Below are 21,127 nucleotides of genomic sequence, written 5' to 3' on the forward strand. Positions count from 1 at the left end.
GCTGAATATATGACACACACTGAAAACACTCTGGATATCAAGTCCGTCGACGCTTATCTAAACACGCATCTTGTTGGGTATCATGGCCCTCTTGAGGCTACAAAATTCACCGTGGGTCAGTCGAACCCAACCTATCTGCTGCGTACGCCGGCCAAATCCTATGTTCTGAGACGCAAGCCGCCGGGCATATTGCTGAAATCCGCACATGCAGTGGATCGGGAATTTCGCGTACAAGCGGCGCTGGCTGGTAGCAAAGTGCCCGTCCCGCAAGTACATCTGCTTTGTGAAGATGACAGCGTCATAGGCTCTGCCTTTTACGTGATGGAGCATCTGAAAGGGCGCACATTTGTCGACCCTGTCATGAAAGGCGAAAACAATGCGACGCGCACGGGTGTACTGAAAGAGATGAACCGCGTACTGGCCGAACTGCACATGGTCGATATCGATGCGGTGGGTCTTTCGGATTTCGGACCTCCAGGCAACTATTTTGAGCGGCAAATTGCTCGCTGGACCAAACAATATCGCGCCTCTGAGACCGAAAGAATCGCCGAGATGGATCAGCTGATCGCCGAGCTTGAGCGCCAGATCCCCGAGGATGACAATCAAAGAACACTGGTTCATGGGGACTACCGAATCGACAATCTGATGTTCGAGGCGCATGGCACCGCCTGCATCGGAGTGCTGGATTGGGAGCTATCGACCATCGGTCACCCATATGCGGACCTGGCAGCCGTCATCATGCAATGGCAGCTGCCCCCGGGCAAGGAGGGTCGGGGGTTGGCTGGCGTAGATCGGTTAAGCCTTGGGCTACCGTCAGATCAGGACTTCATCGCCGAGTATTGCGCGCGCCGCGGCCTAACGGGGATTGAGAATTTTGGCTTCTACCTTGCTTTCAACTTCTTTCGGATGGCCGGCATTCTGCAAGGTGTCTACAAGCGGGCCTTGGATGGAAACGCATCAGACCCGGCACGCGCTGGGGCTTTCGGTGCCTATGTGCCGGTCTTCGCCCAACACGGATTATCTGCGCTGCAAAAAACGTAGGCAGTATTCTCGGCGCCCTTCAACAAATCCAGCAAAAATCAGCAGAATTCGCTGTTGCCTCGGATCTCACGAAGGCAAGATCGGCCTGATTAAGATGGAGTTGCCTCATGGGATTTGATCCGACCGCGCAGACCGACATCCACAATTGGATGCACCGATATGTGGAGCAGAGGAAATACGCAGGCAGCGCCCTTCTGATCCACCAGAACGGGCAAGAGGCATTCTTTCACGCATGTGGCCGCCGCTGCATTGAAACCGACCTCGCGTTCCAGCGCGACAGCCTGGTTCGGATCTATTCGATGACTAAGCCTGTGACGTCCGTTGCTTTGATGATGTTGGTGGAACAAGGGTTGTTTCATCTAGATGCCCCGGTTTCCGATTTCCTGCCAGAGTTTGCAACGATGCAAGCCTTGGTCCCGGGCGCAACGCAGTTGAACCAGACCGAGGACGCGCCAACACCCAGCTTGCATCAATTGCTGACGCACACCAGCGGGCTGAGCTACCCGTTCAATCCCGGCCTTTTGCCAATGGCCATGGATGAGCTCGATCTGATCTTTTCCCCGAAACAAGGCCCGCTGGCGGATCGGGTTAAAGTGCTGGCAGGGTTGCCGCTGGCTTTTCAGCCAGGCAGTCGCTGGGAGTACTCGGTCGGGATCGACGTGATTGGCCGCGTGATAGAAGTTGTATCAGGCAAACCGCTGGACGTGTTTCTGACAGAACACATCTTTCGACCACTTGGGATGAGTGAAACCGCGTTTTCAGTGCCTGAAGGGGCAGGGGACCGATTTGCCTCGCTCTACACCCCGCTCGAAGGCGATGCCATGGCGCTGAATGCCGCAAAATCGGGTGGCGAAACATTGCGGTTGGTGGATCGGGCCGGAGAGTCCCCGTTTGAGGCGGCAACGACCTTTTCTGGCGGTGGCGGATTGATCAGTACCATCGACGATTACAGCAAGTTCGCCGAGATGTTGCGAAACAAAGGAACCGCAAATGGCGCGCGATTGCTCGGGCCGAAGACTGTAGAATTCATGTTTCGCAACCATTTACCGGACGATATTGCATCCATGGGTCCACGAAGCTTTGCAGAGCAACCCATGGAAGGCACAGGCTTTGGCATCGGAGGCGCGGTGGTACTGAACCCGGCGCGCACCCGAGCCCCAAGCTCGGTTGGCGACTATGGCTGGGGCGGGATGGCCTCCACCTATTTCTGGATCGATCCGGTCAACGCGCTTTCAACAGTGTTTTTTACACAGCTCTCGCCATCCAGCTCTTATCCATCCCGAGCGGAACTGAAGGCGCTTGTTCACGCGGCGCTCGTTGAATGATCGGTGTTTGAGTGATACCGGAAAAGGCCAAGACGCCGGAGAGCCCTGAATGACCGAAGCCGAACGCATATTGCTTGATCTGCTGAATATCGAACCGCTTGAGGTCGATTTGTTTCGCGGAACCGGTTCTGGTGGCGAGACACCAACGCGTATCTTTGGCGGGCAGGTGATCGCGCAAGCGCTTGCCGCAGCGTACAGGACGGTCGAGGATCGTTTATGCCATTCCTTGCACGCCTATTTCATAAGGCCCGGAGATCCGTCAATTCCGGTTATATATCAAGTGGATCGCGCGCGCGATGGAGGTTCTTTTACAACCCGCCGCGTGGTTGCGATCCAGCATGGCAAGCAAATTTTGAACATGTCGGCCTCGTTTCACAAGCAGGATGACGGATGGGAACATCAGCATCCGATTCCGGACGTTCAAGCGCCCGAGCACCATCCATCGCGTGACGAATTGCGCGAAAAATACCTGGATCGCGTTCCCGAAAAGCTGAAAGCTGAATTGCTGCGCGAGCGCCCGATCGAAGTGCGCGAAATCGATCCGCTGGACCTGTTTGCACCCGCCAAGGCAGATGACAAGAACCACGTCTGGTTTCGCATGGGCGCAGCGAACCACGCGGACACCGTTACACAACATCTTCTATTGGCCTATGCCTCGGATATGAGCTTGCTCAGTTCCGGAATGCGGCCCCATGGGCTGAGCTGGTTCACTGGTGAAATTGATGGGGCCAGTCTGGACCATGCCATCTGGTTTCATGCACCCGTGCAGTTTCAAAACTGGCATCTGTATTCGATGGAGTCGCCGTGGACAGGGCAGGGGCGCAGCTTCAATCGGGGTTCGATCTTCTCGCAGGATGGCAAACTGGTTGCATCCGTCGCGCAAGAAGGCCTGCTCAGAAGACGGAAACCGCGCTAAGAACTGTCAGCAAACCTTTGATTAAGCTTCATCATTCCACCTAACCATCGGTCGTAGTCTTCTGTTTTTAAACGCATATAGTCAAGCACTTGTGGATGCGGAAGAATCAAAAAACGTTCATCCGCCAGCGCCTCGACACAGGCTTGGGCGACCTCATCAGGTTCAATTATTCCGTCAATCGCGGCGACCGAATCCTCATGTCCACGTATCATCTCCGACCGAACGGCCTGTGGACACAGAACCGAAACCCTGAGACCTTTATCGCCATAGGTCATCGCAACCCATTCAGCAAAACCCACAGCCGCATGTTTGGTTACGCCATAAGGGGCTGCGCCGGGTTGATTGAGCAATCCAGCCGCTGATGCTGTGATCATCAAATAACCACCACCACGCGCAACCATCCTTGGGACCAGGTGCCGCGCGGTCCAGACATGAGACATCACGTTGATCTGCCAGATGCGGTCCCATTCAGCATCCGGCACTTCAAATCCACCTAAGGTGAGTATTCCCGCATTGGCACAGAATAAATCAATCGGAGCGATCGTATCCTCGACAGTCTCAATCAGATTTCGAATATCACTTTCCTTGGACACATCACAGCTGAGTGCATCACCGCCAATTTGCGCCGCCACGGCCTGCGCGCCGGCAAGGTCGATATCGGCGCAGACTACATGCGCACCTTCTTCTGAGAACCGCTTGGCAAGACCTTTACCTATGCCATTTGCAGCGCCAGTGATGACGACGGTCTTCCCAATCAGAACCATTGCATAGCTCATGTCTTACTTCTCAAACACAGCGTAACATATTGGCAAGCCACGACCAATGTGTGTTCTATAGTCGTGGCTCGCTTGCTACGTATTTTACATAATACCGATTATGCGAGTAATAGGTGCAGCCTCAGTAAAATGCCTGTAGTCCGGTTTGCGCCCGCCCCAGGATCAATGCATGAACGTCGTGCGTGCCCTCATAGGTGTTGACTGTCTCAAGATTGATCATGTGACGCACCACCTGGAACTCAAGTGAGATACCGTTGCCGCCGTGCATGTCACGCGACATCCGCGCAATGTCCAATGCCTTGCCGCAATTGTTACGTTTGATGATCGAGATCATCTCGGGCGCAGCTTCAGCCTGATCCATCAGTCGGCCGACGCGCAAGCTTGCTTGCAGTCCCAAAGAGATTTCGGTCTGCATCTCTGCCAGTTTGCATTGAAACAACTGGGTCTGCGCAAGTGGTCGATTGAACTGTTTACGATCCAAGCCGTATTGACGCGCTGCGTGCCAGCAGCATTCCGCGGCCCCCATCGCACCCCAGCTGATACCATAGCGTGCGCGGTTCAGGCAGCCGAACGGTCCCTTGAGACCCTGAACATGTGGAAGCAAAGCGCCCTCGTCCACCTCAACGCCATCCATGACAATTTCACCTGTGATCGAAGTACGCAGGCTCAGCTTGTTCTCGATCTTCGGTGCGCTCAGGCCCTTGGTGCCTTTATCCAGCACGAATCCACGAATCTTGCCGTCATGCGCATCTGACTTGGCCCAGACCACATAGACATCTGCGATCGGTGCGTTTGAAATCCACATCTTGCTGCCGGTCAGACGATACCCGCCATCAATCTTCTCGGCACGGGTCTTCATCGCCGCCGGGTCCGAACCCGCATCCGGCTCTGTCAGGCCAAAACACCCAATCCATTCGCCACTTGCCAGTTTCGGCAGATATTTGCGACGCTGTTCTTCGCTGCCATAGGCGAAAATCGGGTACATCACCAACGAGCTTTGCACCGACATCATCGAGCGATAGCCGGAATCCACCCGTTCAACTTCCCGCGCCACCAGTCCATAAGATACGTAGCTCGCACCGATCCCACCATATTCTTCCGGGATTGTCGTGCCCAACAGCCCCATTTCACCCATTTCACGAAAGATCTCGGGATCGGTTTCTTCGTTTGCAAAAGCCTTAGTGACACGCGGCTGCAATTTCTCCTGGGCGTAAGCGCGCGCGCTGTCGGCAATCAGGCGTTCATCCTCTTCCAACTGGTCCGACAAGCGAAACGGGTCGTCCCAGTTGAAACGTCCAAGGTCAGGCGCATCTTTTGCGCGCAGGACAGGCTTTGTATCTGGAGCGTTCATTTTGCTTCTCCGACTTGACTAGGTTTGCGCAACTATAATCTGAGTAATATTCAAAAAACAGCGAGACATTTGCATTGTTTCATGATCAAAACGCATAGATGGACACCAAGCGCCCTATCCTGCCGCCTATATCCGCGCTGCGCGCGCTTGAGGCTTTGGATCGCCTTGGATCAGCCTCGGCAGTCGCGGACGAAATGGCACTGACGCAGAGCGCGGTCAGTCGGCAACTGCAGACGCTTGAAGCGCATTTGGACGCAGAATTGGTCAGCCGTGATCGCAAGCGATTGTCACTGACAAAGGCTGGACAAGACTATGTACAAGAAATTCGGCCAGCCTTGTCTCAGATCGCGCAGGCGGCGCTGAAACTGCACATTTCCCCTGTCGGTGGGACATTGAATCTGGCGATTCTGCCGACATTCGGAATGCGCTGGCTGGTACCGCGCCTGCCGGATTTCGCCCGCCGCCATCCGGATATCACAATCAACATGACCACGCGGTTGCGACCGTTTAGTTTTGCTTCGGAACCCTTTGATGCGGCTTTACATTTTGGGGAACCTGATTGGCCGGGAACTGATCGCTTGTTATTAAGTGTCGAGCGGGTTTTGCCCGTCTGCGCGCCCGAGCTTTTACCCAAAGGCACTCCGACGTCACCCCGCGATCTGCTAAAACTGCCGCTGCTGCATATCCAGACAAGACCGCGCGCCTGGCAGGACTGGTTTCAACAGATGGGTGTCACGCACCCGCATCCCCTGCCCGGCACCGTCCACGACCAGTTCAACACCATCAACCAAGCCGCGCTGCACGGCCTGGGTGTTGCCCTGTTGCCAAACTATCTGGTGGAACTAGACCTTGCGACAGGTAGGCTGGTTGCAGCCTTCCCTGACGCGATAGAGACGATGGGGGCATATTATCTGGTTTGGCCGCGCGAAAAATCGGATGACGCATCATTGCGAGAGTTTCGACACTGGCTTGCTTCTCAGGCCCAGTCCGAAGAAGCACTGCCACGTTAGCCGAGCGCGTATCCTGCCCCGCGCACCGTGCGCACCGGATCTTCACCGCCATGTTGGGTCAACGCTTTGCGCAGACGACCGATATGAACATCAACAGTACGCGTGTCGACGTAGATATCGCGGCCCCAGACGCGGTCAAGCAACTGCTCTCGGCTCCAGACCCGGCCGGGCTTTTCCATGAATGTGCTCAGCAACCGGAACTCGGTCGGGCCCAGTTTTAACAGCTTGTTGTCGCGGCTTACCTTGTGGGTCTCAGAGTCCAATATGATATCGTCAAACTCCAACCGGATGCCCACGGTCGCTGGACGCACTCTGCGCAATTGTGTCCGTACACGCGCCATCAATTCGACAACCGAGTAAGGCTTAACCACATAATCATCGGCACCGGTTTCAAGGCCGCGCACTTTATCAACCTCTTCTGAGCGCGCCGACAGCATGATGATCGGAATTGATCGGGTGTCCGGCCGCGTTTTCAGGCGGCGGCAGACCTCGATACCGCTGAGATTGGGCATCATCCAATCCAGAACGATGATATCCGGGCGGTCTTCTTCGACCAGCAACAAAGCTTCGTCGCCATTAGCGGCACGGATTACCCGGAACCCTTCGGCGTCCAGATTATAGGCCAGTACCTCTCTTTGGGCCAACTCATCCTCAACAACCAGTACCGTCGGTTGATCAGCGGACATGACTGAGATCTCCTAGATCGTTTGCGACGTGTTGTCGGCTTTGGGGCGCGCTTCGCTGGGTCTCTCGCCGGTGACGAGATAGACGACCTGCTCGGCAATGGCGGTGACGTGATCGCCCATGCGTTCGATATTTTTTGCGATGAAATGCAGGTGCATGCACGATGAGATGTTGCGCGGATCCTCCGCCATGAAGGTCAGGAACTCGCGAAACAGGCCGTTATACATCTGGTCCACTTCCAGATCCCGCTCGATCACGTCCTGCGCCAGCTCAGCATCACGCTGGATATAGGCATCCAGCGCGTCGCGCAGCATCCGCTCGACCTCGCGCGCCATTCGGCGCAGAGCGGCGGCACTGCCGTTGATTTCGCCGGCATTCACCAGAACGGTCGTTCGCTTGGCGATGTTCTTGGAGTAATCTCCAATCCGTTCAAGGTTGGTCGCAACCTTCAGCACGGACAGCACCAGCCGCAAATCGCTGGCCGTCGGTGCACGCAAGGCAATCAGGCGCGCGGTCTCTTCGTCAATCAGTTCTTCCAGTGCGTCGATGGCCTTGTCGCCTTGACGCACTTCATTTGCCAGTTCTTCGTCGCGGGTCTCCAGCGACCGGGCCGCGCCCATAATGGCGGCTTCGACCAGTCCACCCATCTTCATGATGTGTGCTTGGATGGCCTCAAGGTCGCGGTCGAACGCGGATGCAATATGTTGTTCGCTCATTGCAGTTATCCTGTGCTCAGCCAATCCGGCCGGTGATGTAACTTTCGGTTCGGGGATCTTCGGGGTTGGTGAAGATCTGCCCGGTTTCGCCGAACTCAACCAAGTTCCCCAGATGGAAAAACGCTGTCTTCTGACTGACCCGCGCGGCCTGTTGCATCGAATGGGTTACGATCACCACTGAATAGCGTGAACGCAGTTCGTCAATCAGTTCCTCGACCTGCGCGGTTGCGATTGGGTCGAGCGCCGAACAGGGTTCGTCCATCAATAGCACCTCAGGCTCGGTGGCTACGGCGCGCGCGATGCAAAGACGCTGTTGCTGACCACCAGAAAGGCCGGTACCGGGGGCATCCAGACGGTCCTTGACCTCATCCCAGATCGCACCACGACGCAGAGATTTCTCTACGATTTCATCCAGTTCTGCCTTATTCTTGGCAAGGCCGTGGATACGCGGACCGTAAGCCACGTTGTCATAGATCGATTTGGGGAACGGGTTCGGTTTTTGAAAAACCATGCCGACCTTGGCACGCAACTGTACCGGATCGACGCGCTTGTCGTAAATGTCTTCACCGTCCAGCAGGATATCACCCTGCACCCGGCAAATGTCGATTGTGTCGTTCATCCGGTTCAGACAGCGCAAGAAGGTGGATTTACCGCAGCCAGAGGGACCGATGAAAGCCGTCACAGTCTTGTCTTCGATATCGACGCTCACGTCCTTAATGGCGTGGGTCTCACCGTAGTAGACCTGAACCTGCTTGGCGTTGATCTTGATGTCTTTGGAGTCCACGGTTCTCTCCACTCGTGTCATATCGTTCATTTTAAACCCCTCCTACCAGCGGCGTTCAAAGCGGCGGCGCAGGATGATAGCGATGATATTCATGGTCAGCAGGAACATCAAAAGGATGATGATGCCGCCCCAGGCTTTCTCGTAAAAACCCACATCGGCACGCGCGGCCCAGGTGTAGATCTGTGCCGGCATGGCCGAGTTCGGCTCGGTGAAGCCCGCCAAAAAGCCATCGGGATAGCCTCGGGCGACAAAACCCACCATGCCGATCAACAGCAACGGAGCAGTTTCACCCAGCGCCTGCGCCAAACCAATGATGGTACCAGTCAGGATACCGGGCGCGGCCAACGGCAGCACGTGGTGGAAGACGGCCTGCATCTTCGAGGCCCCTACCCCCAACGCCGCGTCGCGGATAGACGGGGGAACCGCCTTTAGCGAGGCTCGGGTCGAGATGATGATCGTTGGCAGGGTCATCAGCGTCAGCACCAGACCACCCACCAGCGGTGCCGACTGCGGCAGGTGCATGAATTGAATGAACACTGCCAGCCCCAGGATACCGAAGACGATGGACGGAACGGCGGCCAGGTTCGAGATATTCACCTCGATCAGGTCGGTAAATTTGTTCTGCGGCGCAAACTCTTCCAGATAGATCGAGGCGGCGACCCCAATGGGCAGCGATAGGCACAGCACCACCAGCATCATGAAGAACGAGCCAACGACCGAGGCACCAATACCCGCGCCACCGGGGTTATCCACGCCCGAGTCCGCACCAGTGATGAACGGCCAGTTGAATGCCTGCTTGATGATCCCTGCCTCTTTCAACGCGTCCACCAGATCCAGATCGCTGAGTTGCAGGAAGCGGCTGTCCTGCAGGGTGTCACGAGACACCCGACCCTTGAAGTAGCCATCCACACGGCTTGAAGCCGCCAGATCGAACATGATCGGCTCACCCAGCTTGCTAGGATTATCGGCATAGAAGGTTCGGATCGTACCGCCGATTTTGCCCAACAGACGCTCGATGGCATCCTGATCGAAATCCACGGTGATGCCACTTTCGGCTAGTTGTTCATTCAGTTCCGCAATGAACAGATTGGAGTAGGCCTTTGTCTTGAACATCGTGCCTTCGGCTTCATCGCGCTGCGCTTCGCTCAGCGTGAATTCTAAACTGATCACTGTGCGCTGGAAGGCCGGGATGCCCTGCGACAGGATTGAGGCAAACAGCACAATCAGAAAGAACAGTCCGGTCGCGATAGCGACGATCCCGTAGGCGCGAAAACGCTTTTCGGCAGCCGCGCGTTTTTTGGTCCGGGCATCGGATGCAGTCAGCGAGGTCGAGGTATTTTGCATGCTGGCGTCGGTCATTCGTACTGCTCCCGATACTTGCGCACGATATAAAGGGCGAAAACGTTCAGCCCCAGAGTGAGGATGAACAGCGTCATGCCAAGCGCGAAGGCGACGAGGGCCTCGGGCGAGGCGAAATCGGCGTCGCCCGTCAGCTGGCTGACGATCTTGGCGGTGACGGTGGTCATGGCCTCGAACGGGTTCAGGTCCAGACGCGCGGCGGCCCCTGCCCCCAGAACCACGATCATGGTCTCACCGATGGCGCGCGATGCCGCCAGCAGGATCGCTCCCACGATCCCGGGCAAGGCTGCGGGCAAAACGACCTGCCGGATGGTCTCGGATTGTGTGGCCCCCAGCCCGTAAGAGCCATCACGCATGGCCTGAGGCACCGCGTTGATGATGTCGTCGGAAAGCGACGAAACGAACGGGATCAGCATGATGCCCATGACAAGACCGGCGGTCATCACCGCCGTACCGGCTTTCATCCAGCCCAAACCATCATCCCCGAACACGCTCAGCAACAGCGGGCCAACGGTCAGCAGAGCGAAAAGGCCGTAAACGATGGTCGGGATACCGGCCAGCACTTCCAGCATTGGTTTGGCGATCGAGCGCACGCGTGAAGATGCGTACTCACTGAGATAAATCGCAGCGAAAAGACCGATTGGCACGGCCACCAACAACGCCACCAACGAGATATAGAACGTGCCCCACAGCAAAGGGATGATACCCAGATCTGATGCCCCACCACGGCCCGAGAAACTGGGCGCCCAGGTAGTACCGAAAAAGAATTCTGATGCCGGGTAAAGCTTGAAGAACTCCCACGTATTGAAAACCAGCGAAAGGACGATGCCGACCGTTGTCAGGATCGCAATCGACGCAGCCGCCAGCAGCATCACACGAATTCCCTGCTCAACCACATTGCGGGCACGATATTCAGAATGCGTCTGGAACCAACTGAACGCAGCACCGGCCAAGGCGACCAGTATCACAGCGACGGACATGATCGCGTAACCGGTTGAATTTATCGCCCGATAGGCTTGAGCTGCATGCAAAACCGTCTGCGTGATGTCCGAGGTTACGACTTGACCCGCGTCCTTCAATTTTTGGGTCATCTCGGAAATATCTGCCCGCGCATCCTGTGCGAGCGTTTCGGTGAGATGTCCCTGCGCAACGGCACTGTCCAGACCATTTGCGGTCCGACGCACCTCGGCCATAACAAGACTGCGCGACGATCCTTCCTTGATCGCCGTTTCGGGAACCATCTCCGAGACCTGAGAGTTAACGTAGAGCGGCTGAACCAGCAGCCAGACGATCAACAATCCTAAGGCGGGAACTATGACTTTCAGTGCGACGTTAGCGCCATAAAACGAGGGAAGAGAATGCAGATTGCGGCTGTCCCCTCCGGCACTTTGCAAGGCGCGCATTCGCCCCAAAACATATCCGACTGCCGCGATCGCAAGCACGATCAGAATGAGCCAAAGAATTGGCATGACGCCCCCATAGGTCTTGATCGGGATTAGGGAAAAATTGGGGGCGACAGAAAACGCCGCCCCCAGTCAATTCAATCGGGGTGAGGGATTAGCTGCCCGAACCCAAGGTTACTTCGTTGGCAATCGCGTCCTGCGTTTTTGCCAGTTCAGGATCGGCAACCAGACCGTAGTTGGCCAGCGGGCCCGAGGGACCAGCAATTTCTTCATGAGTGAAGAACTGGGCGTATTCTTTCAGACCGGGGATCACGCCGATATGCGCTTTCTTGACGTAGAAAAACAGCGGGCGCGAGACGGGGTATTCACCCGACGCGATGCTCTCGGTCGACGGTGCGATACCACCCATCGTAGCCACTTTCAGCTTGTCGGTGTTGTTCTCGTAGAACGCCAGACCAAACACGCCGATACCATTGGTGTTTGTGTCGATGCGGGCCAGAGTTTCGGTGTAGTCACCGTCGATATCGACCGATTTGCCGTCGGTGCGCACGTCCAGGCATGCATCTTCGGCGTCATCTTCGCTTAGGCCGCCCGCGACCATGGCTTCCATCGCGCCCGTCGCTTCGCAACCTGCCAGCAGAACCTTGTCTTCGAACACTTCGCGGGTACCGTGCTTGGTGCCCGGGATGAACATTGCGATTTCCACATCCGGCAGGTCAGCGTTGAACTCGGCCCAGCTGTTGAAGCTGTTGTCGACCAGCGCGCCATCTTTCATCACTTTCGATCCGATGGCATTGTAAATATCCGCAGGCTCAAACGCCGTGAACGCAGGACCCGACTGCTGGCTTGCAAATACGATGCCGTCATAACCGATGCGGACTTCCATGATGTCGGTCACACCGTTTTCGGCGCATGCTTTAATCTCTTTTTCACGGATGGCACGCGATGCGTTTGCAACGTCGATCGTGTTTTCACCGACGCCTTCGCAGAAGCGTTTCAGACCGGCGGACGAGCCGCCTGATTCAACAACCGGTGTGGGGAAGTCGGTATTTTCACCGAACAGTTCTGCAACGATTGACGCATAAGGCAGAACGGTGGAAGAGCCAGCAACTTGAACGTTGTCACGCGCAGCAGCAGTGGTTGCCGAGACGGCAGCGATAGCCAGCGCAGAAGCCGACAGTTTTACAAAGGACATTTCAGTCTCCTTGAAAAGGATGGGTACTGATCATCCCCATGATGATCTGAGCGCAGCACTATGACGCCTGCGTAAGCCTTTTGTGACAGGTATGTAACGGTTTCATGACAACTCATGAATTTCTCAGAAATTCTTAACTTGACGATGCGTCACCCTAGTAAAGCCTGCGTTTGGCACGACCTTAGCGTGGTAAAATGACCGTAAACGTCGCTCCCTGCCCCGGTTCACTTTCCACACGCAACCTGCCCCGATGGCGATTGACGATATGCTTCACGATCGCAAGCCCCAGTCCGGTTCCGCCCAACTCGCGCGAGCGGTGACTGTCTGCGCGATAGAACCTTTCGGTCAACCTGGGCAGGTGTTTGGCATCAATACCGGGCCCTTGATCAATGATCTTGATCCGTACCGCAGGACCGCGCATCGCCGTATCCCGCTCAGACAGGGTTACGACCACACCGACCTTGCCACCGCTGCCCCCGTATTTGATCGCGTTTTCAACGAGATTGGTTATCACCTGACGAAGCTGATCGCTGTCTCCGACCATCTCGATCGACTCGTTTGGGGCATCCAACGAAACAACAACACTGGCATCATCCGCCAGCGGTCGCAGAGTGTTTAAGGTCGATTGAATCAGGCCTGTCAGTTCCAATGGCTCTTTAGGTCTGACCCGTTCTTCACTTTCCACCCGATTGAGCGACAGCAAATCCCCCACAAGCCGGTTCATCCGATTGGCCTCATCCGCCATGATCTGAAGAAAGCGGTCGCGGGCGGCGGTGTCGTCGCGGGCGGGGCCTCGCAATGTTTCGATAAACCCCATCAAAGCCGTTAGCGGCGTGCGCAATTCATGGCTGACATTGGCCACGAAATCGCGCCGCATCTGACCGGCCTGTTCCAGATGCGTGATATCCTGAAATACCGCCAATACCGCCTCGGTCCCGCCGACGAATCTGCACTGCACCTCAAACGTCGTATCCTGAGCACCATCATTGGACAGATGCCGCGCTTTGCCGGGCTGCTTCGAGCGCAGGCATTGTTCGACGGCATCGATGACCTGAGGCTGGCGCAGGATTGTGGCAAAATGCCTGCCTTCGATTGCGTGCCCCAAAAGCGTCCGCGCCTCGCTATTTGCGGCGACAATACGCTCGGTCTGACCGACCAGCACGGCGGGCATCGGAATGGCTGAAACCAATTCGGCAAGCAGGGTATCCGTCATGCGCGTTTAGACCGGACGCAATGTTTGGCGAAACTTACGCATGTTGTCCTGATAGTGCAGCGCACTCAGCGTTAGTTTCTGGGCCGCCGCCTCATCAAGCTGCCGCACAACTTTGCCCGGCGAGCCCATGACCAACGAATTATCGGGAACCTCTTTGCCTTCGGTGATCAGCGCCCCCGCCCCGATCAGACAGTTCTTTCCAATCTTCGCCCCGTTTAGAACGATAGCCCCCATACCGATCAGCGTATTGTCTCCGATCGTGCAACCATGCAGCATGACCTTGTGACCAATTGTGCAGTTCTTCCCAATGGTCAGCGGATAGCCCGCATCGATGTGCATCACGCAGTTTTCCTGCACATTGCTGCCTGCGCCCACACGGATTTCTTCGTGATCGGCCCGGATGGTGCACCCGAACCAGACCGAAGCGCCTTGTTCCAGGACTACTTTGCCGATCAAGTTGGCGTCGGGGGCTGCCCAGGTGTCTTCGTGAATTTGCGGCGAGTCATCGCCCAAAGCATAGATGGTCACGACAAGCCCTCGAACTCGGTCTGCAACGAGCGGATGTGGTTCTGCAGGCTGGGCTGTTGGATGCGACGCATGCGTTCTGCGCTGACGATGGTCTTCAGCTTTTCCTCGGTGGTATCCAAATCATCGTTGATCAGAACATAGTCGTAGTAGCCCCAATGGCTGATCTCATCCCAGCTTTTCAACATGCGCTTGGCGATCACATCCTCACTGTCCTGCCCACGCCCTTCCAGCCTGCGCCGAAGCTCGCGGATCGAGGGCGGGAGGATGAAAATCGACAACGCATGCTTGCCCAGATCCGAATTGCGGATCTGCACTTCTCCCTGCCAATCGACATCAAAAAGCACATCGCGCCCCTGTGTGATGGACTCGCGGACCGGTCCAGCAGGAGAGCCGTAGAAGTTGCCGAACACATGCGCGTGTTCCAGCATCTGCCCATCCGCCACCTGCTGTTTGAACTCGTCCTCGGATAGGAAGTAATACTCCCGGCCATGCTCCTCACCCGGGCGCGGAGCACGGGTGGTGGCCGAGATCGAGAATTCCAAACCGACATCCCATTGCATCAAACGGCGGGCCAGAGTGGATTTACCTGCGCCCGAAGGCGAGGACAGTATGATTAATAGACCGCGGCGATCCGCCATATGATGTTCCCGTCCTTATTCCACGTTCTGCACTTGCTCGCGCATCTGATCGATGACCGCTTTCAGCTCCAACCCAACCGCCGTCAGTTCGGCATTCTGCGATTTCGAGCAAAGCGTATTGGCCTCACGATTGAACTCCTGCATCAGGAAATCCAGCTTACGCCCAACCGGGCCGTCTTGCGTTAAAAGGGAACGCGCCGCAGTGACATGGGCCTTCAACCGGTCAATTTCTTCGGTAATATCGGCCTTGACCGCGATCAGGGCCAGTTCTTGTGCAACACGATCAGGGTCCGCACCTTGCGTATTGTCGAGAACGCGCGTCAGATTTTCGCGCATGTTTTGCGCCATTTCCTCGCGGCGACGCTCGGCCAGATCAGCGGCCTGATCCGTCAACTTTGCGACTTGGTCGAGTTGTCCCGCAAGAATGCCTGACAGAGCTTCACCTTCGGAACCGCGCATCTCAATGAATGAAGCAAGCAAGCCACCGAACTCAGATTTCAGGTGCTCGACAAGTTGGGCTGGATCATCCGCGTCAGCTCCGGCTTCCAACATCCCTTTCAACGCAAGAAGATCACTTGCTTTGGACGGTGCCAACAATACGCCCCGCGCGCCTGCAAGCGCTTCGGTCTGGGCCAGTGCATCCAGCGCAGCTTCCATCGCTGGGGTGTTCAATCGGACATCCGCGGCGGATTCTTCCCGTCCCATCCGAAGGGACAGCGTGATGTTCCCTCGGTTGACCTGCTTCGACAGATCGCCTCTCAGCGCGGCCTCTAGCCCTGTCAACCAATCGGGGAGCCGCAGTCGCAAATCCAGCCCCTTGCCATTGACGCTGCGCAATTCCCAAGTCCAGCTATGGGGACCAAACGCCCCCTTGCCCGAGGCGAAACCGGTCATGGATTTGATCATGCCTGCCCTTTCCGTCAAATTCACTGGTCGCACCTAATGCCATTGACCAGCAAGGGGCAAGACCTTGCTCATTCCCCAATCAATGCCAAGAGGTTAACCATTCGTTAAAGAATTGCTCCAAAATTGTATTAACCCGTGTCAATCTGACAGTCAGAAAAGCTGGCGGATCGCAGCTTTGCCCATTAGATGGCATTTTAGGAAAATCGCGAGTGATTGACGGTAGGGTGATGAAATGAAAACCTTTTTCGGGACTGGTTCCGGCTCAGAACTTGGAAAGATCATCGCAATGGACCGATTTGACAGCGGGCGAAGCCTTTCTCCCATCCGTCAGGCCGAAGCCTATTGGACCGCCTTGCTGACAGGTGAAGGCGTTCCGATGCGCTCGCAGATCGATCCGCGCGGCCTGGAGAATGTTCTCGAATACACTTTCATACTGGAACGCATCGCGCCGGGTTTGGCCCGGTTTCGGCTGGCGGGAAGTCACCTGAACAATCTGGCGGGCATGGAAGTTCGCGGTATGCCTCTAACGGCTTTTTTCGAACCGAGCGCCCGCGATGATGTCAAATCCATTCTGGGCCAAGTCCTCACCGGCCCCGCAGTTGCTGAACTGGGCTTGCTTTCGAAAGGCAAGCTCGGACGAACCAGCCTTCAGGCCCGCATGATCCTGCTGCCGCTTAAAAGCGATCTGGGCGACGTCAGCCGCATTCTTGGGGTCATGATCAGCGACGGAACCATCGGGTCGACACCGCGTCGCTTCATCGTCTCGGATCGCCGCGTCAACACGATCTCTGATTTGCAACAGCCTCCGAGGCCTGTCCAACAGCAAGCAGAGGGGTTCGCTGAAGACCAGACCACGTTCAAAGGGGTACCGCACTTAAGGTTGGTATCATCACGTGACGACTAAATGAAAACGGCGGGCATGAGGTCCGCCGTCTTACTAATTCAGGATGTATTCGAAGTCAGCTTGCAGCGCGCTTGCTGCGGTCACGACGTAGGTTGGTCAGTTCTTCCGCGACAAGGAATGCAAGTTCCAGCGACTGCGAGGCGTTCAGGCGCGGGTCACAAGCTGTGTGATAGCGATCCGAAAGATCCTCTTCGGTCACCGCGCGCACACCTCCGGTGCATTCGGTGACATCCAGCCCTGTCATCTCGAAATGAACACCACCAGGGATCGTGCCTTCAGCCTGATGTACGCCAAAGAAATCGCGTACTTCGCGCAGCACGGAATCAAACGGCCGGGTCTTGTAGCCGGTCGCGGATTTGATCGTGTTGCCATGCATCGGATCGCAGACCCAAGTAACCTGTGCGCCCTCTTCCTTCACGGCTTTGACTAGACGCGGCAGATGCTCACCCGCTTTACCTGCACCAAAGCGCGCGATCAGAGTCAGACGCCCCTCTTCGTTTTCGGGATTCAACTTGGACATCAGAACCTTGAGGTCTTCGGCACTGGTTGTCGGGCCGCATTTCAGACCAATCGGGTTCAGAACACCCCGGCAGAACTCGACATGCGCACCGTCGGGCTGACGGGTCCGATCGCCGATCCAGATCATGTGCCCGGAACCGGCCAACCAATTGCCCGAGGTCGAATCCAGACGGGTCAACGCCTCTTCGTACTCAAGCAACAGGCTCTCGTGGCTGGTGTAAAACTCCACCGATGAGAATTCGTGGGTGGTGTCGGCGGTGATGCCTGCAGCCCCCATGAAGTCAATCGAATCCTGAATGCGGTCGGCGATCTCAGAGTATTTCTGAACGTCTTGCCCGTCGGCAAAACCCAGCGTCCACGAATGCACGTGGCTCATATCCGCAAAACCACCGGTCGAGAACGCCCGCAGCAGGTTCAGTGTAGCCGCCGCCTGTGTATATGCCTGAAGCATCTTGTCGGGATTCGGAATGCGTGCCTCGGGTGTAAAGGCCAGCTCATTGATGATGTCACCGCGGTAGCTGGGCAACTCCACACCGTCCACAACCTCAGTCGGTGCACTGCGCGGTTTTGCAAACTGGCCCGCCATGCGGCCAACTTTAACCACGGGAACCTTGGCGCCGTAGGTTAGCACCATTGCCATCTGCAGCATCACCTTGAACGTGTCACGGATCGCATCCGCGCTGAACTGCTCAAAGCTTTCAGCGCAATCCCCGCCTTGCAACAGGAACGCTTCGCCACGGCCCGCGGCTCCCAGATGCTGCTTCAGCCGTCGCGCTTCACCCGCAAAAACCAGCGGGGGATACTGCGAAAGCTGCGCCTCGACTTTGGCCAGCGCGGCCGCGTCGGTATAGTCTGGCATCTGAACCCGGGGCTTGTTGCGCCAGTTCGTTTTTTGCCATTCAGTCATAGCTTTTATCTCCGCTGAAGTATTTCAGGTGGCCTCTATACAAAAAGCATGAATGAGAGGCCATATCCCTTTTGCGCCTCTTGACGCCATAATCAAGCTTTGAGCATGGTGACTGGCATATCCGCCACCGTGAAAACCCCGGTGCGCGCCGAATCAAGGACAGTTCGCCATGCAAGAGCAACGCCAAGTTGTCACTGTGGATCATAGCACAGGCAAGCCGCATAACTTTGTATTTGTGCTTTTGGACAAGTTTTCCCTTTTGTCATTCGCTTCGGCTTTGGACAGTCTGCGGATCGCCAATCGAATGGCCAACCGAGAGCTTTATACCTGGACCTTGACGGGCGAAGGCGGTGAAACAGTGACTTGTTCAGCCGGTACTTCTTTCAATCTTGATTCTGATCTGACCGAATTGCAGCGTGACGACGTCGTCCTGATCTGCGGGGGGGTCGATGTACAAGCGGCAACCACCAAACGCATCCTGAACTGGGTACGCCGCGAAGCGCGTAAAGGGTTGAAAATCGGCGGTCTTTGCACCGCGGCCTATACGCTGGCCAAAGCCGGTTTGCTGGAAGGCAAGCGCGCTACGATCCATTGGGAAAACTCAGACAGTTTCGCCGAAGAATTCGACACAGTAGAGCTGACCAAGTCGGTGTTTTTGGTTGATGGCAACCGAATGACAACTGCAGGCGGCACATCCTCGATTGACCTGATGCTCAAGCTGATTGCCGAAGACTACGGAGAAGACCTGGCCAACGCGGTCGCTGATCAGATGATCTATTCTTCGATACGTACGGATCAGGACACGCAACGTTTGTCGACACCTACACGGATCGGCGTGCGCCACCCCAAGCTCAGTCAGGTTATCCTGATGATGGAAAAGAACATAGAAGAGCCAATCTCGCCTTCTATTCTAGCCAAGGACGTAGGCATGTCGACGCGCCAGCTAGAACGTCTGTTCCGCCGCTATCTAAGCCGCTCGCCCAAGCGCTACTATATGGAGTTGCGCCTACACAAAGCGCGGAACTTGCTGATGCAGACCGATATGAGCGTCATCAATGTGGCGCTGGCTTGCGGCTTTGCCAGCCCGTCGCATTTCTCCAAATGCTACCGGGCGCATTACAACACCACGCCTTATCGCGAACGCGGTGCACAGAGCGGTCGGTTGTCTGTTTGATTCACGGCCGCAGGGAAACCTTACAAATCTTTCGCAAAGTAGTGCAGGTGCGGCCGTAACATCGGTTGATCCAGATAGGTCGTGGTTTCGATTGGTGAGTCCAGTTCAACAAAACCAAGTTTGGGGTACAGGTCGCGCATTTCGACATTCGGTGTAAGCGTATCGGCGATGAGGCGTTTCAAACCCATATCACGCGCGGCCTGTTCCCGGGCTTCGATCAAGGCACGCCCGGCACCGGTTCCCCGTGCCTCCTCGGTCACAAAAACTCGCTTAAGTTCACCGGTTTGGTGATCAAATCGTTTCAGCATCCCACATCCAATGATGTCTCCGGCATCGTTTCGCGCCACCACAAGACATCCATTCGGGGGTAGGTAATCCTCTGTATGCGCCCAAAACTCCGCCAATGCGCTTTCGGGGGCTGCTGGATCAATCTCAAAGCCCATATCCTGCATTCGTTGCACGATAAGCGCATAATATTGTGCCAGGATCGTATTCAGTTCGCGCTTTGGCGGCATTGTTTCACAAAGCTCGATTGCAAAATCACACATTCAAATCTCCTGATCACACTGAAGCCCGGAACAGATACACCGTGACCGAATGGCATAGATGCAAACGCCCTAACCCCGTTTTATACCGTCAGAGGGGCGTCATTCGGTAAACCGCGCCTTGCCCGACGGAAATGAACCAGATCGACCCATCTGGTGCTTCGGCGATGTCGCGAACACGTTCGGTCTCGGGGCCTTCGATCTGCTCAGCCTCACGCAGTGGATCGCCCGCCAAACGTGCAATGTAGTCGAATTTCAAAGAGCCAACGAATAGATTCCCCTTCCATTCCGGCCAAAGTTTCCCGGAATAGACCATCAAGCCAGAGGGTGCGATGGAAGGATCCCAATAATACTCGGGCTGTTCCATTCCTTGCTTCGACGTGCCTTCACCGATCTTCTGACCCGAATAATGAACGCCATACGAAATCACTGGCCAGCCATAATTGGCACCGGGTCTGATCAGATTAACCTCATCCCCGCCTTTTGCCCCGTGTTCCGAAACCCAAAGCCGGCCCTGCTGATCCAAATTGGCACCCTGAGGGTTTCTGTGACCAAACGACCAGATCTCGGGGCGGACACCGGGATTGCCCACAAACGGGTTATCACTGGGAACTGAACCATCACGGTTGATCCGAATGACCGTTCCCATGTGGTTCGAACGATCCTGCGCAGCCGGGCGATCACCTCGGTCACCGATAGTGACGAACAACGTGCCATCATTCGCTTCAACGACACGAGAGCCAAAGTGGCGCCCGCCGGAGCCACCGGGAGAGGCCTCGAATATCACGCGCAGATTGGTTAGACGTTCTCCGTTTTCCGATAAACGAGCGACAGCGACAGCGGTGCCTGCACCGCCTCGTTGCGATTTGGAGAAAGTCAGAAAAAGCTCGCGGGTCTGATTAAAGTCACGCGCGATGGTGACATCTAGCAGACCGCCCTGCCCGTTCGCGACCACTTTTGGCAGACCCTTGATGCGCTTCGCCTCACCTCCGGCAACGTACAAAAGCTCGCCATCTCGCTCAGTGACAACAAAGCTGCCATCCGTAAGAATGCCAATCGCCCAAGGTGTATCAAGGCCTCTAACCACCTGAGTAACCTGAACCGGCCCGCCGGTTGTGTTGATGACATCGGACCAGCCTGCAATCGACCAGCACGACAGAATGAGAATCGCAAAAGTCCTGATCATATCGACCCAATCCCTAGTGGTGCACCGCAACAAACTGACCTAACCTA

21 protein-coding genes are annotated in these 21,127 nt (G+C 56.1%); 6 read left to right on the plus strand and 15 right to left on the minus strand.

Features of this window, described 5'->3' with window-relative positions:
• The first annotated feature begins 9 nt into the window (after positions 1 to 9).
• The 3 genes from ACR0JG_RS10955 to ACR0JG_RS10965 all read left to right on the plus strand — a co-directional run bounded on the left by ACR0JG_RS10955 (position 10) and on the right by ACR0JG_RS10965 (position 3,282).
• Positions 10 to 1,041, plus strand: coding sequence for a phosphotransferase family protein (locus tag ACR0JG_RS10955; protein WP_480569712.1), 1,032 nt, complete (start codon positions 10 to 12; stop codon positions 1,039 to 1,041).
• A 107-nt stretch (positions 1,042 to 1,148) separates the two neighbouring features.
• Positions 1,149 to 2,366 carry a serine hydrolase domain-containing protein gene (locus ACR0JG_RS10960; protein ID WP_170405776.1) on the plus strand — a complete coding sequence of 406 codons (1,218 nt, stop codon included), beginning with the start codon at positions 1,149 to 1,151 and terminating at the stop codon, positions 2,364 to 2,366.
• Between the two features lie 49 nt (positions 2,367 to 2,415).
• Positions 2,416 to 3,282 (plus strand): acyl-CoA thioesterase, encoded by an 867-nt coding sequence (locus tag ACR0JG_RS10965; protein ID WP_170393070.1) that lies wholly within the window; start codon positions 2,416 to 2,418, stop codon positions 3,280 to 3,282.
• Here the strand turns inward: ACR0JG_RS10965 and ACR0JG_RS10970 are convergent.
• Positions 3,279 to 4,046 carry an SDR family oxidoreductase gene (locus ACR0JG_RS10970; RefSeq protein WP_223118049.1) on the minus strand — a complete coding sequence of 256 codons (768 nt, stop codon included), beginning with the start codon at positions 4,044 to 4,046 and terminating at the stop codon, positions 3,279 to 3,281. The two genes, ACR0JG_RS10965 and ACR0JG_RS10970, sit on opposite strands and share 4 nt — an antisense overlap.
• A gap of 133 nt (positions 4,047 to 4,179) precedes the next feature.
• The gene (locus tag ACR0JG_RS10975) at positions 4,180 to 5,409 is read right to left on the minus strand and encodes an acyl-CoA dehydrogenase (protein WP_223118043.1); all 1,230 of its coding nucleotides are present in this window, start codon (positions 5,407 to 5,409) and stop codon (positions 4,180 to 4,182) included.
• Between the two features lie 98 nt (positions 5,410 to 5,507).
• Between ACR0JG_RS10975 and ACR0JG_RS10980 the strand changes: the two genes are divergently transcribed.
• Positions 5,508 to 6,419, plus strand: coding sequence for a LysR family transcriptional regulator (locus tag ACR0JG_RS10980; RefSeq protein ID WP_480569716.1), 912 nt, complete (start codon positions 5,508 to 5,510; stop codon positions 6,417 to 6,419).
• Here the strand turns inward: ACR0JG_RS10980 and phoB are convergent.
• The 10 genes from phoB to ACR0JG_RS11030 all read right to left on the minus strand — a co-directional run bounded on the left by phoB (position 6,416) and on the right by ACR0JG_RS11030 (position 15,845).
• The gene (phoB, locus tag ACR0JG_RS10985) at positions 6,416 to 7,105 is read right to left on the minus strand and encodes a phosphate regulon transcriptional regulator PhoB (protein ID WP_170393066.1); all 690 of its coding nucleotides are present in this window, start codon (positions 7,103 to 7,105) and stop codon (positions 6,416 to 6,418) included. The two genes, ACR0JG_RS10980 and phoB, sit on opposite strands and share 4 nt — an antisense overlap.
• A gap of 12 nt (positions 7,106 to 7,117) precedes the next feature.
• Positions 7,118 to 7,819, minus strand: coding sequence for a phosphate signaling complex protein PhoU (gene phoU / locus ACR0JG_RS10990; RefSeq protein ID WP_170393065.1), 702 nt, complete (start codon positions 7,817 to 7,819; stop codon positions 7,118 to 7,120).
• Between the two features lie 16 nt (positions 7,820 to 7,835).
• Complete coding sequence (gene pstB / locus ACR0JG_RS10995) at positions 7,836 to 8,633, minus strand: phosphate ABC transporter ATP-binding protein PstB (protein ID WP_170393064.1); 798 nt, start codon at positions 8,631 to 8,633, stop codon at positions 7,836 to 7,838.
• A gap of 12 nt (positions 8,634 to 8,645) precedes the next feature.
• Positions 8,646 to 9,962, minus strand: coding sequence for a phosphate ABC transporter permease PstA (gene pstA / locus ACR0JG_RS11000; RefSeq protein ID WP_170393063.1), 1,317 nt, complete (start codon positions 9,960 to 9,962; stop codon positions 8,646 to 8,648).
• Entirely contained in the window at positions 9,959 to 11,431 is a 1,473-nt protein-coding gene (gene pstC, locus ACR0JG_RS11005) for a phosphate ABC transporter permease subunit PstC (protein ID WP_170421643.1), read from the minus strand. The genes pstA and pstC overlap by 4 nt, the downstream gene beginning before the upstream one ends.
• Positions 11,432 to 11,519: 88 nt before the next feature.
• Positions 11,520 to 12,560 (minus strand): substrate-binding domain-containing protein, encoded by a 1,041-nt coding sequence (locus tag ACR0JG_RS11010; RefSeq protein ID WP_170393061.1) that lies wholly within the window; start codon positions 12,558 to 12,560, stop codon positions 11,520 to 11,522.
• Between the two features lie 181 nt (positions 12,561 to 12,741).
• Positions 12,742 to 13,773 (minus strand): ATP-binding protein, encoded by a 1,032-nt coding sequence (locus ACR0JG_RS11015; protein ID WP_170393060.1) that lies wholly within the window; start codon positions 13,771 to 13,773, stop codon positions 12,742 to 12,744.
• A gap of 6 nt (positions 13,774 to 13,779) precedes the next feature.
• The gene (locus ACR0JG_RS11020; protein WP_480569720.1) at positions 13,780 to 14,301 is read right to left on the minus strand and encodes a gamma carbonic anhydrase family protein; all 522 of its coding nucleotides are present in this window, start codon (positions 14,299 to 14,301) and stop codon (positions 13,780 to 13,782) included.
• On the minus strand, positions 14,298 to 14,939 hold the full coding sequence (gmk, locus tag ACR0JG_RS11025; RefSeq protein ID WP_170393058.1) for a guanylate kinase: 642 nt from the start codon (positions 14,937 to 14,939) through the stop codon (positions 14,298 to 14,300). The genes ACR0JG_RS11020 and gmk overlap by 4 nt, the downstream gene beginning before the upstream one ends.
• A 15-nt stretch (positions 14,940 to 14,954) precedes the next feature.
• The gene (locus ACR0JG_RS11030) at positions 14,955 to 15,845 is read right to left on the minus strand and encodes a YicC/YloC family endoribonuclease (protein WP_170393692.1); all 891 of its coding nucleotides are present in this window, start codon (positions 15,843 to 15,845) and stop codon (positions 14,955 to 14,957) included.
• A gap of 232 nt (positions 15,846 to 16,077) precedes the next feature.
• Between ACR0JG_RS11030 and ACR0JG_RS11035 the strand changes: the two genes are divergently transcribed.
• Positions 16,078 to 16,749 (plus strand): PAS domain-containing protein, encoded by a 672-nt coding sequence (locus ACR0JG_RS11035; protein WP_480569723.1) that lies wholly within the window; start codon positions 16,078 to 16,080, stop codon positions 16,747 to 16,749.
• 55 nt (positions 16,750 to 16,804) lie between these two features.
• Here the strand turns inward: ACR0JG_RS11035 and ACR0JG_RS11040 are convergent, their stop codons facing one another.
• Positions 16,805 to 18,175, minus strand: a complete 1,371-nt coding sequence (locus ACR0JG_RS11040; RefSeq protein ID WP_170393056.1) for a class II 3-deoxy-7-phosphoheptulonate synthase — start codon at positions 18,173 to 18,175, stop codon at positions 16,805 to 16,807.
• Between the two features lie 169 nt (positions 18,176 to 18,344).
• Between ACR0JG_RS11040 and ACR0JG_RS11045 the strand changes: the two genes are divergently transcribed.
• Complete coding sequence (locus ACR0JG_RS11045) at positions 18,345 to 19,349, plus strand: GlxA family transcriptional regulator (protein WP_170393055.1); 1,005 nt, start codon at positions 18,345 to 18,347, stop codon at positions 19,347 to 19,349.
• A gap of 20 nt (positions 19,350 to 19,369) precedes the next feature.
• Here ACR0JG_RS11045 and ACR0JG_RS11050 read toward each other — a convergent pair whose 3' ends face one another.
• Positions 19,370 to 19,897 carry a GNAT family N-acetyltransferase gene (locus tag ACR0JG_RS11050; protein WP_480569726.1) on the minus strand — a complete coding sequence of 176 codons (528 nt, stop codon included), beginning with the start codon at positions 19,895 to 19,897 and terminating at the stop codon, positions 19,370 to 19,372.
• Between the two features lie 88 nt (positions 19,898 to 19,985).
• On the minus strand, positions 19,986 to 21,080 hold the full coding sequence (locus ACR0JG_RS11055) for a PQQ-dependent sugar dehydrogenase (protein ID WP_480569729.1): 1,095 nt from the start codon (positions 21,078 to 21,080) through the stop codon (positions 19,986 to 19,988).
• Positions 21,081 to 21,127 lie beyond the last annotated feature (47 nt).

It is taken from the genome of Ruegeria sp. AD5 (genome assembly GCF_056542345.1).

Coding starts and splice junctions, on each gene's coding strand:
- ACR0JG_RS10970 (WP_223118049.1), bottom strand. CDS start 4,046: ATGGTTCTGATTGGGAAGACCGTCGTCATCACTGGCGCTGCAAATGGC.
- pstB (WP_170393064.1), bottom strand. CDS start 8,633: ATGAACGATATGACACGAGTGGAGAGAACCGTGGACTCCAAAGACATC.
- ACR0JG_RS11030 (WP_170393692.1), bottom strand. CDS start 15,845: ATGATCAAATCCATGACCGGTTTCGCCTCGGGCAAGGGGGCGTTTGGT.
- ACR0JG_RS11035 (WP_480569723.1), top strand. CDS start 16,078: ATGAAAACCTTTTTCGGGACTGGTTCCGGCTCAGAACTTGGAAAGATC.
- ACR0JG_RS10955 (WP_480569712.1), top strand. CDS start 10: ATGACACACACTGAAAACACTCTGGATATCAAGTCCGTCGACGCTTAT.
- ACR0JG_RS11015 (WP_170393060.1), bottom strand. CDS start 13,773: ATGACGGATACCCTGCTTGCCGAATTGGTTTCAGCCATTCCGATGCCC.
- ACR0JG_RS11045 (WP_170393055.1), top strand. CDS start 18,345: ATGCAAGAGCAACGCCAAGTTGTCACTGTGGATCATAGCACAGGCAAG.
- ACR0JG_RS11050 (WP_480569726.1), bottom strand. CDS start 19,897: ATGTGTGATTTTGCAATCGAGCTTTGTGAAACAATGCCGCCAAAGCGC.
- gmk (WP_170393058.1), bottom strand. CDS start 14,939: ATGGCGGATCGCCGCGGTCTATTAATCATACTGTCCTCGCCTTCGGGC.
- ACR0JG_RS10975 (WP_223118043.1), bottom strand. CDS start 5,409: ATGAACGCTCCAGATACAAAGCCTGTCCTGCGCGCAAAAGATGCGCCT.
- ACR0JG_RS11055 (WP_480569729.1), bottom strand. CDS start 21,080: ATGATCAGGACTTTTGCGATTCTCATTCTGTCGTGCTGGTCGATTGCA.
- ACR0JG_RS11040 (WP_170393056.1), bottom strand. CDS start 18,175: ATGACTGAATGGCAAAAAACGAACTGGCGCAACAAGCCCCGGGTTCAG.
- ACR0JG_RS10965 (WP_170393070.1), top strand. CDS start 2,416: ATGACCGAAGCCGAACGCATATTGCTTGATCTGCTGAATATCGAACCG.
- phoB (WP_170393066.1), bottom strand. CDS start 7,105: ATGTCCGCTGATCAACCGACGGTACTGGTTGTTGAGGATGAGTTGGCC.
- phoU (WP_170393065.1), bottom strand. CDS start 7,819: ATGAGCGAACAACATATTGCATCCGCGTTCGACCGCGACCTTGAGGCC.
- pstC (WP_170421643.1), bottom strand. CDS start 11,431: ATGCCAATTCTTTGGCTCATTCTGATCGTGCTTGCGATCGCGGCAGTC.
- ACR0JG_RS10980 (WP_480569716.1), top strand. CDS start 5,508: ATGGACACCAAGCGCCCTATCCTGCCGCCTATATCCGCGCTGCGCGCG.
- ACR0JG_RS11010 (WP_170393061.1), bottom strand. CDS start 12,560: ATGTCCTTTGTAAAACTGTCGGCTTCTGCGCTGGCTATCGCTGCCGTC.
- pstA (WP_170393063.1), bottom strand. CDS start 9,962: ATGACCGACGCCAGCATGCAAAATACCTCGACCTCGCTGACTGCATCC.
- ACR0JG_RS10960 (WP_170405776.1), top strand. CDS start 1,149: ATGGGATTTGATCCGACCGCGCAGACCGACATCCACAATTGGATGCAC.